Source organism: Pseudarthrobacter sp. O4 (assembly GCF_050157025.1).
In the GTDB taxonomy this organism is placed as follows: domain Bacteria; phylum Actinomycetota; class Actinomycetes; order Actinomycetales; family Micrococcaceae; genus Arthrobacter.
Genome location: NZ_CP189591.1, coordinates 3740078 through 3752657 on the forward strand (window position 1 = coordinate 3740078; position 12580 = coordinate 3752657).

Sequence of the window (12580 nt, forward strand, 5' to 3'; positions counted from 1 at the left end):
GGCGTGGGGAGCAACGACGTCGACTGGGCGGTCCTCGAGGCCGCGGCGGTCGCCGCCATGAAGAACGCGTACGCGCCGTATTCGAAGTTCGCGGTGGGGGCGGCAGCCCTCACCGCGGACGGCCGGATCGTCAGCGGCTGCAACGTCGAGAACGCGAGCTACGGACTCACCCTGTGCGCCGAGTGCGCCCTCGTGGGCAATCTGCACATGACCGGCGGCGGGCTGCTGCGCGCCTTCTACTGTGTCGACGCCGGCGGCAACGTCCTGATGCCGTGCGGACGCTGCCGGCAGCTGCTCTACGAATTCCGGGCTCCCGGCATGGAGCTCATGACCACGCAGGGAATCAAGAACATGGACCAGGTCCTTCCCGATGCCTTTGGCCCCCAACACCTGGAGGAACCCCGGTGACACAAACCCCCAACAAGACCGAAGCGTTCGACGCCGTCGACATCATCCGCATCAAGCGGGACAAGGGCGTACTCAGCCCCGCCCAGATCGACTGGACGATCGACGCCTACACCCGCGGCGCGATCGCCGACGAGCAGATGGCCGCCCTGAACATGGCCATCCTGCTCAACGGCATGGACCGGGCCGAGATCTCCCGCTGGACTGCCGCGATGATCGCCTCCGGTGAGCGGATGGACTTCTCCAGCCTGCGCCGGTCCGACGGCTCCGTGTTGCCCACGAGTGACAAACACTCCACCGGCGGCGTGGGGGACAAGATCACCCTCCCGCTGGCCCCCCTCGTGGCGGTCTTCGGCGTGGCTGTGCCGCAGCTCTCCGGCCGCGGCCTGGGCCACACCGGCGGCACGCTGGACAAGCTCGAATCGATCCCGGGCTGGCGCGCGGCGCTAAGCAACAAGGAAATGCTGGCCCAGCTCCAGGACGTGGGCGCCGTCATCTGTGCCGCGGGCGCCGGGCTGGCCCCGGCCGACAAGAAGCTCTATGCGCTGCGGGACGTCACCGGAACGGTCGAGGCCATTCCGCTGATCGCCTCCTCGATCATGAGCAAAAAGATCGCCGAAGGCACCGGCTCGCTGGTGCTCGACGTCAAAGTGGGCAGCGGTGCCTTCATGAAGGACGAGGCCCGGGCCCGCGAACTGGCCGAGACCATGGTGGCCCTGGGCAAGGACGCCGGTGTGAACACGGTGGCACTGCTGACCAACATGCACACGCCCCTGGGCCTCACCGCGGGCAACGCGATCGAGGTCGAGGAGTCCGTCGAAGTGCTCGCCGGCGGGGGCCCGGAAGACGTCGTCGAACTCACCGTCCGGCTCGCCGAGGAGATGCTGGCCTGCGCCGGGGTCCGCGACGCCGACCCCCGGGCGGCGCTGCGGGACGGCCGGGCCATGGACGTCTGGAACCGGATGATCGAGGCGCAGGGCGGGGACCCCCGGGCCAAGCTGCCGGTCGCGAAGGAATCAGAAGTCATCTACGCCCCGGCCGACGGCGTGCTGGTGGAACTCGACGCCATGGCCGTCGGTGTCGCGGCCTGGCGCCTTGGGGCCGGCCGCGCCCGCAAGGAGGACCAGGTCCAGGCCGGCGCCGGGGTGCGGATGCACGCCAAGCCCGGCGCCACGGTCAAGGCCGGCGAGCCGCTCATGACCCTGCTGACCGACACCCCGGAGAAGTTCGAGCGGGCCAGGGAGGCACTCGAGCACGCCGTGATGATTGCCCCGGAGGGTTCCCGCCCGGCACAGCGGCTGATCATCGACCGCATCGCCTGAGGACCCTGCCGCCGGCCCCCCGGTTGCCCTATCACCTATGGTCGCCAAACCCGCCGTTTAGCCGCCGCATCTGATAGGGCAACCAGTACACTGGCACCACAGCAGTACTCCCAGGCCCGGCCGTGTGATAGGAAACCGTGCAGGCAATCAACGATTTCATCCTGGCAGCCGCAGGCCAACCCTGGGTCCTCTTCGTCGTGTTCGCCTGCTGCGTGATTGACGGCTTTTTCCCGCCCATCCCGAGCGAATCCGTGGTGGTCGGGCTGGCCGCCGTCGCGGCCACGGCAGACGTACCCAATCCGCTCTTCCTGATAGCCACCGCAGCGGCGGGCGCCTTCCTCGGCGACAATACCGCCTACCTGATCGGCCGGCGCACAGGCACCCGCCGCTGGGCGTGGATGCGGGGCCCGCGTATGCAGAAGGCCTTCTCCTGGGCCGGCACGGAACTGCACAAGCGCCCGGCGTCGCTGATCCTCGTGGCGCGGTTTGTTCCCATCGGCCGGGTAGCCGTGAACTTGGCCGCCGGCGTCACGCACTACCCGCGGCCCCGGTTTGTGGGGCTGACAGTCCTCTCGGCGCTGCTCTGGGCCGGGTATTCCGTCGCGATCGGACTGTTCTTCGGGCAGTGGTTCGAACACAACCACCTGCTCGGCGTCATCGTCGCCGTCATCTGCGCGATCGGCCTCGGAATCGTTGTGGACCTTGGCATCAGCCGGCTGCGCGGAAAGGTCCCGGCAGACGCGGACCGGACGCCGCCGCCGGCGGAGGGCTAGGCCGGCAGTGAACCTCCGCGAAACCGTAGCGAAGCGTGCCATCGCCATGGGACACTTAGGAGCGATTTACGTCACTTTCCGCTGGCAGATGTTGTGCCACATTTTCGTCTAGGAGCCATGCCCGCGTGGAGTTCATTAATGAGGTCGTGCTCCACGCAGCTGGCCAGTGGTGGATATACCCCCTCCTCCTGGTCTTCTTCTTTGTGGACGGCTTCGCGATGGTGGTCCCGAGTGAGACCCTGATTGTTGCCCTCGCGGCGTTCTCCGTGCGCGGCGGTCAGCCCAATCTCTGGATCCTGGGCCTGACAGCCCTGGTCGGCGCCATCGCGGGTGACAACATGGCGTACCTGCTGGGCCGGAAGATCGGCCTCGAGCGGTTCCGCTGGATGCGCAAGCCGAAAGTCCAGAAAGCCTTCGGCTGGGCGCGCTACGAACTGGAGAAGCGCGGCGCAGTCCTGATCTTCACCGCCCGTTACATCCCGTGGGGACGCGTCGCCGTCAACTACGTTGCGGGCACCACGGGCTTCCCGCACCGGAGATTCTTCTTCCTGGACGCCTCTGCCTGCGCCACCTGGGTGGTCTATTCCATCGGCATCGGCGTCCTGGCGAGCTCCTTCCCCTGGCTGCATGACAACCCGTTGCTGAGCGCCGGCATCGCAGTGGTGTTTGCGATCGTGCTGGGTGTGCTGATCGATCACGTCCTGCGCTGGTGGCACAAGCGGCTCGGGCGCCACGACGCCGAGGTCGTGGACGAGTGGCTCGACGGCGGGCCCACGCACGAACCGGCCGCCGCCTCCGTCCCTTCACCGATGATCGCCTCCGGGGATGCCGAGGCCGGCAGAAAGTAGCGTCCGGCGCCCTCCGACCCTAAGGTTGGAACGTGACTGAGACTATTCCTGACGCTGCCCCTGACCTCGACTTCGACCTGAAGGGCCTTCCCAAGGTTTCCCTTCACGACCACCTGGATGGCGGGCTGCGTCCGGCCACCATCATTGAGCTTGCAGAGGCCGTGGGCCATACGCTGCCTTCGACCGACCCTGTCGCGCTGGGGGAGTGGTTCCGCGAATCAGCCGACTCCGGCTCGCTGGTCCGCTACCTCGAGACCTTCGACCACACCATCGCCGCCATGCAGACCAAGGAAGGTCTGTTCCGCGTCGCCAAGGAGTTCGTCGAGGACCTGGCCGACGACGGCGTCGTGTACGGCGAAGTGCGCTGGGCACCCGAACAGCACCTGCAGAAGGGCCTGAGCCTGGATGAAGTGGTCGAGGCCGTGCAGGCAGGCCTCGAAGCCGGCGTGGACGCCGTGGCCGAGACCGGCCGCGATATCCAGGTCGGCCAGCTGATCACGGCCATGCGCCACGCCGACCGCGGCCAGGAGATCGCCGAACTGGCCGTCCGCCACCGCAACAACGGCGCCGTCGGCTTCGACATCGCCGGTGCCGAGGACGGCTTCCTGCCCTCCCGCTTCAAGGACGCCTTCACCTACCTGGCCCAGCACAACTTCCCGGCCACCGTCCACGCCGGCGAGGCTGCCGGCCTGGAAAGCATCCAGTCGGCCCTCGTCGACGGCCGCGCCCTGCGCCTGGGCCACGGCGTCCGGATCGCCGAAGATGTCACCGTTGAGTTCGAGGAGGACGAAGACGGTGCCGAATTCAACGACAGCAGTGATGAGGTCAACGACAACATCGGCCTCGTGACCCTCGGCGAGCTGGCCAGCTGGGTCCGCGACCGCGGCATCGCCCTGGAGATCTGCCCCTCCTCCAACCTGCAGACCGGCGCCATCGCCGGCTTCGGTGAGGGAATCGAAAGCCACCCGCTGGACATGCTGTACCAGCTCGGCTTCAACGTCACCATCAACACGGACAACCGGCTGATGAGCGGCGTCACGCTGACGGACGAGTTCGAACTGCTGGTGGAGACCTTCGACTACGACCTCGATGACCTGCTGGAGCTGACGCTCAACGCAGCCGAGGCGGCCTTCCTCCCGCTTGAGGAGAAGGAAGCCCTCGTCGAATACATCAACGAGGCCTACTCCGACCTTGGCTAACGACTCCAACGCGATGGACGCGCTGGTCGGTGTCATTGCCGAGCTGCGCGCCCACTGCCCCTGGATGGGCGCCCTCACCCACGAATCCCTCGTGGAGTACCTCCTCGAGGAGGCTTACGAGGTGGCGGAGACCATCGAGACGGGCGGCGGCGACGCCGAGCTGAAGGCCGAACTGGGCGACGTCCTGCTCCAAGTGGTCCTGCACGCCCGCCTGGCCGAGGAGCACAATGCCTTCGACCTTGACGACGTCGCCCGCGGCCTCAGCGCCAAGATGATCCGCCGCAACCCGCACGTCTTCCGCCCGGACGGCTCCCTGCAGGACTCGTTCCCGGCGACGGTGGAGGAAATCGTTGCGACGTGGGATGCCGTCAAACGCTCGGAACAGGTCCTGCACTCCGGGGTCCCACACTCCGGACCCTTCGACGGCGTCCCCGCCGCCCTTCCGGCGTTAGCGCGGGCGCAGAAGCTGCTGGACCGCGCCGAACGGGCCGGAATCCCGGCGGGCGTGAGCGAAACCGCCGTCGACGCCCCGGCCACGGAGGCGGAGCTCGGTGAGCTCCTGTTAGGCATCGTCGCGGCCGCCCGCCGCAACGGGCTCGACGCCGAACGTGCCCTCCGCGGGGCCGCGCGCCGCTTCCAGGACGGCCAGGCGTCCGCGGCATCGCCATGATGACGTCCGGGGGCCGGATAGGTTTCCGTAACCTGTACCACTCTCGACTAGGCTTAGGCGGACGAGGACGTCGGTTTCAGCTTGATTCCCAGCTAGAGTCCCAGCAGTCAGATTCCCAGCAGACCGCTTCACCCAAAGGAGCCTATCCATGGCGCTTATCGATGCCATCCACGCCCGCGAGATCCTCGATTCCCGCGGCAACCCGACCGTAGAAGTTGAAGTTCTGCTGTCCGACGGCCAGATCGGCCGCGCAGCAGTTCCCTCCGGAGCCTCCACCGGCGAGCACGAGGCCGTCGAGCTCCGCGACGGCGACAAGGGCCGTTACCTCGGCAAGGGCGTCCAGAAGGCCGTCGACGCCGTCATCGACCAGATCGCCCCGGCCCTGATCGGCTTCGACGCCACCGACCAGCGCAGCATCGACCAGGCCATGATCGATCTGGACGGCACCGCCAACAAGAGCAAGCTCGGCGCGAACGCCATCCTGGGCGTGTCCCTGGCCGTCGCCAACGCGGCAGCCGCCTCCGCCGACCTGCCGCTGTACAAGTACCTGGGCGGCCCGAACGCCCATGTCCTGCCGGTCCCGCTGATGAACATCCTCAACGGCGGCTCGCACGCCGATTCCGACGTCGACATCCAGGAATTCATGGTTGTTCCGCTCGGCGCCGAAACCTTCTCCGAAGGCCTGCGCTGGGGCGTCGAGGTCTACCACGCACTCAAGGCCGTGCTGCAGGAAAAGGGCCTCTCCACGGGCCTCGGCGACGAGGGCGGCTTCGCGCCGAACCTGCCGTCCAACCGTGCCGCCCTGGACCTCATCCAGGAAGCCATCAAGAACGCCGGCTACACGCCGGGCAAGGACATCGCCCTGGCCCTGGACGTCGCCTCCTCGGAGTTCTTCACCGACGGCGCCTACCAGTTCGAAGGCAAGGCCCTCAGCTCCGCCGAGATGAGCGCGTACTACGCCGAACTCGTTGCCGACTACCCGCTGGTTTCCATCGAGGACCCGCTGGACGAGAACGACTGGGACGGCTGGAAGGCCCTCACCGACGCCATCGGCGACAAGGTCCAGATCGTCGGCGACGACCTCTTCGTGACCAACCCCGAACGTCTGCAGACCGGCATCGACTCACGCACCGCCAACTCGCTGCTGGTCAAGGTCAACCAGATCGGTTCGCTGACCGAAACCCTCGACGCCGTGTCCCTCGCCCAGCGCGCGGGCTACACGACCATCACCTCGCACCGCTCCGGCGAGACCGAGGACACCACCATTGCTGACATCGCCGTTGCCACCAACGCGGGCCAGATCAAGACCGGTGCCCCGGCCCGCTCCGAGCGCGTCGCCAAGTACAACCAGCTGCTGCGCATCGAAGAAGAACTCGACGACGCCGCACGCTACGCCGGCCGCAGCGCCTTCCCGCGTTTCAAAGGCTAGTAGCGACAAAATCCGGTAACCGGTGGCTATGGTTGAAAAACCATGGCCGCCGGTTCTTTTGGCACCGGGTTGGCGCCTGAGTTGGTGCCGGGTTGGTGCCGCCGGTCCCGGTCACGGTTGTCAGTATGAGTCCAGCATGCCAGCCCAGCAAGGACCGGGCATTACAGGAGTGACATGGCTACCCGCCGCCCTAAGGTACCCCGGGCCACGCCGTCGGCCCCGAAGTCTACGGACACGGGCGACGGCGGCGACGTCATCCTCGCTGATTTCGGCGGCCGTGCGGCCCCGGGCGACGCTGCCGGCACGGCTCCCGGTTCCCGGCACGACGCGCCCCGGCACGACGCCGGCAGAGCTACATCCGGCACAGCCACACCGCACGCGCGGACCACCCCGGCCAAGAAGAGCACCACCAAGTCCAGCGATGCGAAGTCCAGCGATGCGCAGTCCGGCGACGCCAGGACGAGCACTGCCAGGACCCGCGGGACCAAGGACGGCGGCGGCACCAAGCAGCCCGCAGCGGGGCCGGAGGAGACGCCCGTCCCCGCCAGAGCCTTCTCCGGACGCATGCTGGCCCTGTTCGTGGTCATGATTGCCATCACCATCATGCTGGCGCCCACCGTCAAGATCTTCTTCGAGAAACGCGCCGAAATCGCCGCACTTCAGGGCGATATCTCCGCGAAGCAGTCGCAGCAGAACGACCTCAAACGCCAGGTCTCCCGGTGGCAGGATCCGAACTACGTTAAGCAGCAGGCCCGCGACCGGATTAACATGGTTATGCCCGGAGAGACGGGCTACTGGGTATTCGGCAGTGATCTTCCTGCCGGAGAGCCCGGTGGCACAGCCGGAGCAGCATCAACACAAGACCCGGCCAAGCTGCCGTGGGTGGACACTCTCTGGGAGTCCATCCGGCGTTCGGCAACAGACTAAAGCGGCGCCCGCCGCCGGCTTATCCGACCGATAAGCCAGACAGGGCAGGAAAGGTGCCGCGCCAGTGGACGAGAACCGAGTGGACGAGAGCCTCATGGCAGGGGCCGCGGCGGCAGGAAACCCCGATGCAGCCAGCACGTCAGCCGCGCCACAGGAATCCCGCCAGCCCTCACCGCACGACCTTGACGTACTGAGCCGGCAGTTGGGACGCCCCGTCCGTGACGTCGTCGAAATCCCGGCCCGGTGCGTCTGCGGCAACCCGCTCGTCGCGGCCACCTCACCCCGGCTGAGCAACGGCACGCCGTTCCCCACCACTTTTTATCTGACGCACCCGGTCATCACTTCCGCAGTCTCCCGGCTTGAGGCGGCCGGGCTGATGAACGAGATGAACGAGCGGCTGGGCGGCGATGAGACGCTGGCCGCCGGCTACCGTGCAGCCCACCAGGCCTACCTGGCCTCCCGGGCGGAGATCGGCGCCCGGTCCGGCATCGGAGCGGTGCCCGAGATCGACGGCATCTCCGCCGGCGGTATGCCCACCCGCGTCAAATGCCTGCACGTCCTGGTGGGCCATTCCCTTGCCGCCGGACCCGGCGTGAATCCGCTCGGCGACGAAGCCATTGCCGCCATCGCCGAATGGTGGACCAAGGACCGCTGCTACTGCGCCGGCGCCTGGGACACCGGCGGCGAGGTCCCCTCGCAGGACCTCAGCCGGCACGGACCGCAGGGCCTTCCCGAGATCGTGGGCCGGCCGGCCCCCGTCCGCAGCGCCCGCGCGGAGAACGCCGGCAGCGCCGCGTCGCCGGAGGCCGGCCAGTGACCCGCGTCGCCGCCGTCGACTGCGGCACGAACTCCATCCGACTGCTCATCGCAGACGTCCACACTGGGGCCGGCAGTGCCGTGCCGCGGCTCACGGACGTCGTGCGTGAAATGCGTGTCGTCCGGCTGGGCCAGGGAGTGGACGCCACCGGCGAATTCGCCCCGGAAGCCCTGGACCGCACCTTCGCCGCCACCCGGGAGTACGCCGAACTGATCCGCCGCCACGGTGCCGGGAGAATACGTTTCGTCGCGACCTCGGCCACCCGGGACGCCGGGAACCGGCAGGCCTTCATCGACGGGATCCGCGAGCTCCTTGGCGTCGAACCCGAAGTGATCACGGGCGACGAGGAAGCAGCCCTGTCCTTCGCCGGTGCCAGCAGCGTGCTGCCCTCCCGGGGACAGGACCCGGTGCTTGTTGTCGATCTCGGCGGCGGCAGCACGGAGTTCGTGCTGGGAAACGCCGACGGCGTCATCGCCGCCAGGAGCGTCGACGTAGGCTGCGTCCGGATGACGGAGCGCCACCTCCGCAGCGACCCGCCGACGGCGGAGCAGATCGCCGCGGCGGAAGCCGACGTCGACGCCGCCATCAGCGAGGCTGCACGGACCGTGCCGCTGGACCGCGCCACCGCCGTCGTCGGGGTGGCGGGATCCGTCACCACCATCACAGCCCATGCCCTGCACCTTCCCGAGTACTCCCCGGAGGCAATCCACGGCACCGAGCTCCCCCTGGCTGCCGTCCGTCGGGCGTGTACCGAACTGTTTGAAATGACGCGGGCGGAGCGTGCCGCCCTGCCGTACATGCACCCCGGCCGTGCGGACGTGATCGGCGCAGGCGGACTGGTTTGGCGCCGCGTCCTGGAACGCCTGGCGGAAGTCACAGGGGGAAGGATCACCACGGCCGTCTCCAGCGAACACGATATCCTTGACGGCATTGCCCTCAGTATCAGCTAGCCCGGGCATCAGCCGGATCCGCCGTCAACCGGATCTACGTACCGGCCGGACCGGCCGACCGCTCCAACTTGCCGCAGCGCCTCCCGGCCGCGGTGCAACCGCTGTACCGCCGATAGGACCCGAATGACCAGAGCAACAGCCCGGCCCCGCCGGACCGCCTCCGCGTTGATGGCCTTGGCCCTTGTGGGCGGCACCCTCACGACAGCGCTGGCCGGGGTCCCCGCGGCCCACGCCGATTCCTGGCGCGACAAGGAATACTGGCTCGCAGAATCGGGAATCACCAAGGCCTGGGAAGTCTCCAAGGGTGCCAACGTCAAGGTCGCCGTGATTGACAGCGGCGTGGACGGCAGGCACCCGGACCTGGCGGGAGTCCTGGCCGGGGGAGTTGACATCTCCGGTGCCGGCAGCCCGGACGGGCAGACGAGCATCGGTGCCAAACCGGAGCACGGCACCCTCGTGGCCACCATGCTCGCCGGCCGTGGCCACCAGCCCGCAGGATCCACGCCGAGCCCCAGCCCCAGCGCCAGCGCCAGCGCACGGCCCCGCCCCACCGTCGGGCCGGACGGGATCGTCGGCGTTGCCCCCGAGGCCCAGCTGCTTTCCGTCTCCACCTGGCTCGGATCCGCCAACCCCGGCGGCAAGAGTGACCAGGACCAGATCCCCGAGGCGGTCCGCTGGGCCGTGGACAACGGCGCGCGCGTCATCAACATTTCGCTTGGCAGCACCTCCCCGGAGTGGCCGCAGAGCTGGGACGCGGCATTCCTCTACGCCGAGCAGAAGGACGTCGTGATCGTGGCCGCCGCGGGCAACCGGGTAGGCGGCAACGTGCAGGTCGGTGCCCCGGCCACCATCCCCGGCGTGCTGACCGTGGCCGGGCTGGACCGCAAGGGGACGGCCAGCATCGATTCCTCCTCGCAGGGCATCAGCATCGGCGTCGCAGCCCCGGCGGAGAACCTGGTCGGGGGCGTGCCCGGCGTCGGCTACGCCGAATGGGCCGGCACCTCGGGCGCCACCCCCATCGTCGCCGGCGTCGCCGCCCTGATCCGGTCCAAGTGGCCGGACATGACCGCCAGCCAGGTCATCAACAGAATCGTCAGCACCGCGAAGGACGCCGGCGCGCCTGGGAAGGACCCGCTCTACGGCTTCGGTGTGCTTGACGCCGAGGCGGCACTCAAGGCCGATGTGACCGAAACCAAGGCCAACCCGCTGGGTTCCATTTCGGAGTGGATCCGCGTCCACCGGCGCGGGAACCTGGCGACGACGCCGGCCGCGGCAGCCCCCACCCCGACGAGCGCCGCGCCGACCCTGCCCGAGGCAACGGTGCCGGTGGCGGAGCAGCCCTCGCAGCTGGACAGTGCCGTTCCGGCTGTCGTGATCCTGGGCTTCGGCGGATTGTTCCTGTGCATCGTCGGGGCTGCGGTCTTCCAGCTCCGCCGGGCCGTGCGGAACCCTCCGGGGGTTCCGGACGGCTCCGGCGGGCCGGAAACCGGGGTGCTGGATTCGGTGGATTCCGGCAAGCCCAACTAGCCCGCAGTAGTTGTCGTTATGAGCGCTCAAAGCGGCAACTACTGCGAGTCGGTTGGGGGAAATCAGGAGTTAGTGAAGTTTTTCACAAACTACGGTATCCTTGACCAATGGCATCCTCCCCTCAGCTCCAGGACCGTCCCAGGGTACTCGTCGTCGGCGGCGGGTACGTCGGCCTGTACGTAGCCCTCAAACTGCAGAAGAAGATCGCGAATGCCGGTGGCATCGTCACCGTCGTTGATCCCCTGCCCTACATGACCTACCAGCCCTTCCTCCCCGAAGTTGCCGGCGGCAACATCGAGGCACGCCACGCGGTGGTCTCGCACCGTCAGCACCTCAAGCAGACCGAGCTCATCCAGGGCCGGGTTCTCTCCATCGACCACGCCAACCGCACCGCTGTGGTTGCCCCGGCCGACGGCGGCGAAAACTTCGAGGTTCCCTACTTCGACGTCGTCGTTGCTGCCGGCGCGATCACCCGCACGTTCCCGATCAAGGGCCTCGCGGACAAGGGCATCGGCCTCAAGACCATCGAGGAGGCCGTCGCCCTGCGCAACGGTGTCCTGGAGCGCATTGAAACCGGCTCCCTCATGACGGACCCGGCCGAACGCGCCCGCGCGCTGACCTTCGTCGTCGTCGGCGGCGGCTTCGCCGGCATCGAGTGCATCACCGAAATGGAAGATCTCGCCCGCGCTGCCGTCAAGAACAACCCGCGCGTCAAGCAGGAGGAAGTCCGCTTCGTCCTCGTCGAGGCCATGGGACGCATCATGCCCGAGGTCACCGCCTCGCAGGCCGACTGGGTGGTCGAGCACCTGCGCAGCCGCGGCATCGAGGTCCTGCTCAACACCTCCCTCGACAACGCCGAGGGCTCCCTGAAGCTCATCAACCTGCCGGACAAGACCCCCGCCCAGGAATTCGAGTCCGATACCCTCGTCTGGACTGCCGGTGTGCAGGCCAACCCGATGGTCCGCTCCACCGACTTCCCGCTCGAGCCGCGCGGACGCGTCCGTGTCCTCCCGGACCTGCGCATCGCCGGCGACGAAGGGATCATCGAGAACGCCTGGGCTGCCGGCGACGTTGCGGCCGTGCCGGACCTCTCGGGCAGCGGCCTGCCGGACGGTACCTGCGTCCCGAACGCCCAGCACGCGCTGCGTCAGGCCAAGCGACTGGCCAAGAACCTGTGGGCTTCCCGCTGGGACAAGCCGCTGAAGGACTACAAGCACAAGAACCTGGGCGCGGTTGCCGGTTTCGGCGAGTGGAAGGGTGTTGCCAACATCAACCTCCTGGGCCGCATCGGGCTCAAGGGCCCGCTGGCCTGGGTGGCGCACCGCGGCTACCACGGCCTGGCCATCCCGACGTTCGAGCGCAAGATCCGCGTCATCTCCGGCTGGTTCTGGGCCCTCTTCTTGGGGCGCGACACCACCCAGCTGATGGACCTGGACAACCCGCGCGGCGCCTTCGTGACAGCAGCAACCCCGGCACCCAAGCCGGCCGCGGCCCCCGTTGCCCCGGTTGCCCCGGTTGCCCCGGTTGCCGGCAAGTCGGCAGCAGACGCTGCCAGGACCGAAACCAAGGAAGCTGTCCCGGCCGACTCCAAGTAGCCAGCGCCAGCCTTTCGACGGCGGCCGTTCCCCTCCGGGGAGCGGCCGCCGTTTTCGTTTGGGCAGCCGCCGGCAGCTGTTGGAGGACGGCCGGGCACGCCGCGCACCTAGACTGGCT

The 12580-nt window shown here is 68.3% G+C and carries 12 protein-coding genes; all 12 read left to right on the plus strand.

Going from position 1 to position 12580, the window contains the following annotated elements; translation table 11 throughout:
* The first annotated feature begins 3 nt into the window (after positions 1-3).
* The 12 genes from ACQCSU_RS17400 to ACQCSU_RS17455 all read left to right on the plus strand — a co-directional run bounded on the left by ACQCSU_RS17400 (position 4) and on the right by ACQCSU_RS17455 (position 12462).
* Positions 4-408, plus strand: a complete 405-nt coding sequence (locus ACQCSU_RS17400) for a cytidine deaminase (protein WP_426976501.1) — start codon at positions 4-6, stop codon at positions 406-408.
* A complete protein-coding gene (locus tag ACQCSU_RS17405) occupies positions 405-1727 on the plus strand; it encodes a thymidine phosphorylase (RefSeq protein WP_426976502.1) in 1323 nt (440 codons plus the stop codon). The genes ACQCSU_RS17400 and ACQCSU_RS17405 overlap by 4 nt, the downstream gene beginning before the upstream one ends.
* Positions 1728-1864: 137 nt before the next feature.
* The gene (locus ACQCSU_RS17410; RefSeq protein ID WP_426976503.1) at positions 1865-2500 is read left to right on the plus strand and encodes a DedA family protein; all 636 of its coding nucleotides are present in this window, start codon (positions 1865-1867) and stop codon (positions 2498-2500) included.
* A 125-nt stretch (positions 2501-2625) separates the two neighbouring features.
* Positions 2626-3348, plus strand: coding sequence for a DedA family protein (locus tag ACQCSU_RS17415; protein ID WP_426976504.1), 723 nt, complete (start codon positions 2626-2628; stop codon positions 3346-3348).
* Between the two features lie 32 nt (positions 3349-3380).
* The gene (locus tag ACQCSU_RS17420) at positions 3381-4547 is read left to right on the plus strand and encodes an adenosine deaminase (RefSeq protein ID WP_426976505.1); all 1167 of its coding nucleotides are present in this window, start codon (positions 3381-3383) and stop codon (positions 4545-4547) included.
* 64 nt (positions 4548-4611) lie between these two features.
* Positions 4612-5217, plus strand: coding sequence for a MazG nucleotide pyrophosphohydrolase domain-containing protein (locus ACQCSU_RS17425; protein WP_426979828.1), 606 nt, complete (start codon positions 4612-4614; stop codon positions 5215-5217).
* Between the two features lie 148 nt (positions 5218-5365).
* A complete protein-coding gene (gene eno / locus ACQCSU_RS17430) occupies positions 5366-6646 on the plus strand; it encodes a phosphopyruvate hydratase (protein ID WP_426976506.1) in 1281 nt (426 codons plus the stop codon).
* A gap of 174 nt (positions 6647-6820) precedes the next feature.
* Positions 6821-7573, plus strand: a complete 753-nt coding sequence (locus ACQCSU_RS17435) for an FtsB family cell division protein (protein WP_426976507.1) — start codon at positions 6821-6823, stop codon at positions 7571-7573.
* Positions 7574-7667: 94 nt separating this feature from the next.
* Positions 7668-8390 carry a DUF501 domain-containing protein gene (locus ACQCSU_RS17440; protein WP_426979829.1) on the plus strand — a complete coding sequence of 241 codons (723 nt, stop codon included), beginning with the start codon at positions 7668-7670 and terminating at the stop codon, positions 8388-8390.
* Entirely contained in the window at positions 8387-9340 is a 954-nt protein-coding gene (locus tag ACQCSU_RS17445; protein ID WP_426976508.1) for an exopolyphosphatase, read from the plus strand. Before ACQCSU_RS17440 ends, ACQCSU_RS17445 begins: the two co-directional genes overlap by 4 nt.
* A gap of 123 nt (positions 9341-9463) precedes the next feature.
* Entirely contained in the window at positions 9464-10867 is a 1404-nt protein-coding gene (locus ACQCSU_RS17450) for a S8 family serine peptidase (RefSeq protein ID WP_426976509.1), read from the plus strand.
* 107 nt (positions 10868-10974) lie between these two features.
* Positions 10975-12462: an NAD(P)/FAD-dependent oxidoreductase gene (locus ACQCSU_RS17455; RefSeq protein ID WP_426976510.1), complete on the plus strand. Its 1488-nt coding sequence runs from the start codon at positions 10975-10977 to the stop codon at positions 12460-12462.
* Positions 12463-12580 lie beyond the last annotated feature (118 nt).

What these genes read in the sequence shown, in the direction of transcription:
- ACQCSU_RS17440 (WP_426979829.1), top strand. Translation starts at nt 7,668, where the DNA reads ATGGCAGGGGCCGCGGCGGCAGGAAACCCCGATGCAGCCAGCACGTCA.
- ACQCSU_RS17455 (WP_426976510.1), top strand. Translation starts at nt 10,975, where the DNA reads ATGGCATCCTCCCCTCAGCTCCAGGACCGTCCCAGGGTACTCGTCGTC.
- ACQCSU_RS17425 (WP_426979828.1), top strand. Translation starts at nt 4,612, where the DNA reads ATGGGCGCCCTCACCCACGAATCCCTCGTGGAGTACCTCCTCGAGGAG.
- ACQCSU_RS17435 (WP_426976507.1), top strand. Translation starts at nt 6,821, where the DNA reads ATGGCTACCCGCCGCCCTAAGGTACCCCGGGCCACGCCGTCGGCCCCG.
- eno (WP_426976506.1), top strand. Translation starts at nt 5,366, where the DNA reads ATGGCGCTTATCGATGCCATCCACGCCCGCGAGATCCTCGATTCCCGC.
- ACQCSU_RS17450 (WP_426976509.1), top strand. Translation starts at nt 9,464, where the DNA reads ATGACCAGAGCAACAGCCCGGCCCCGCCGGACCGCCTCCGCGTTGATG.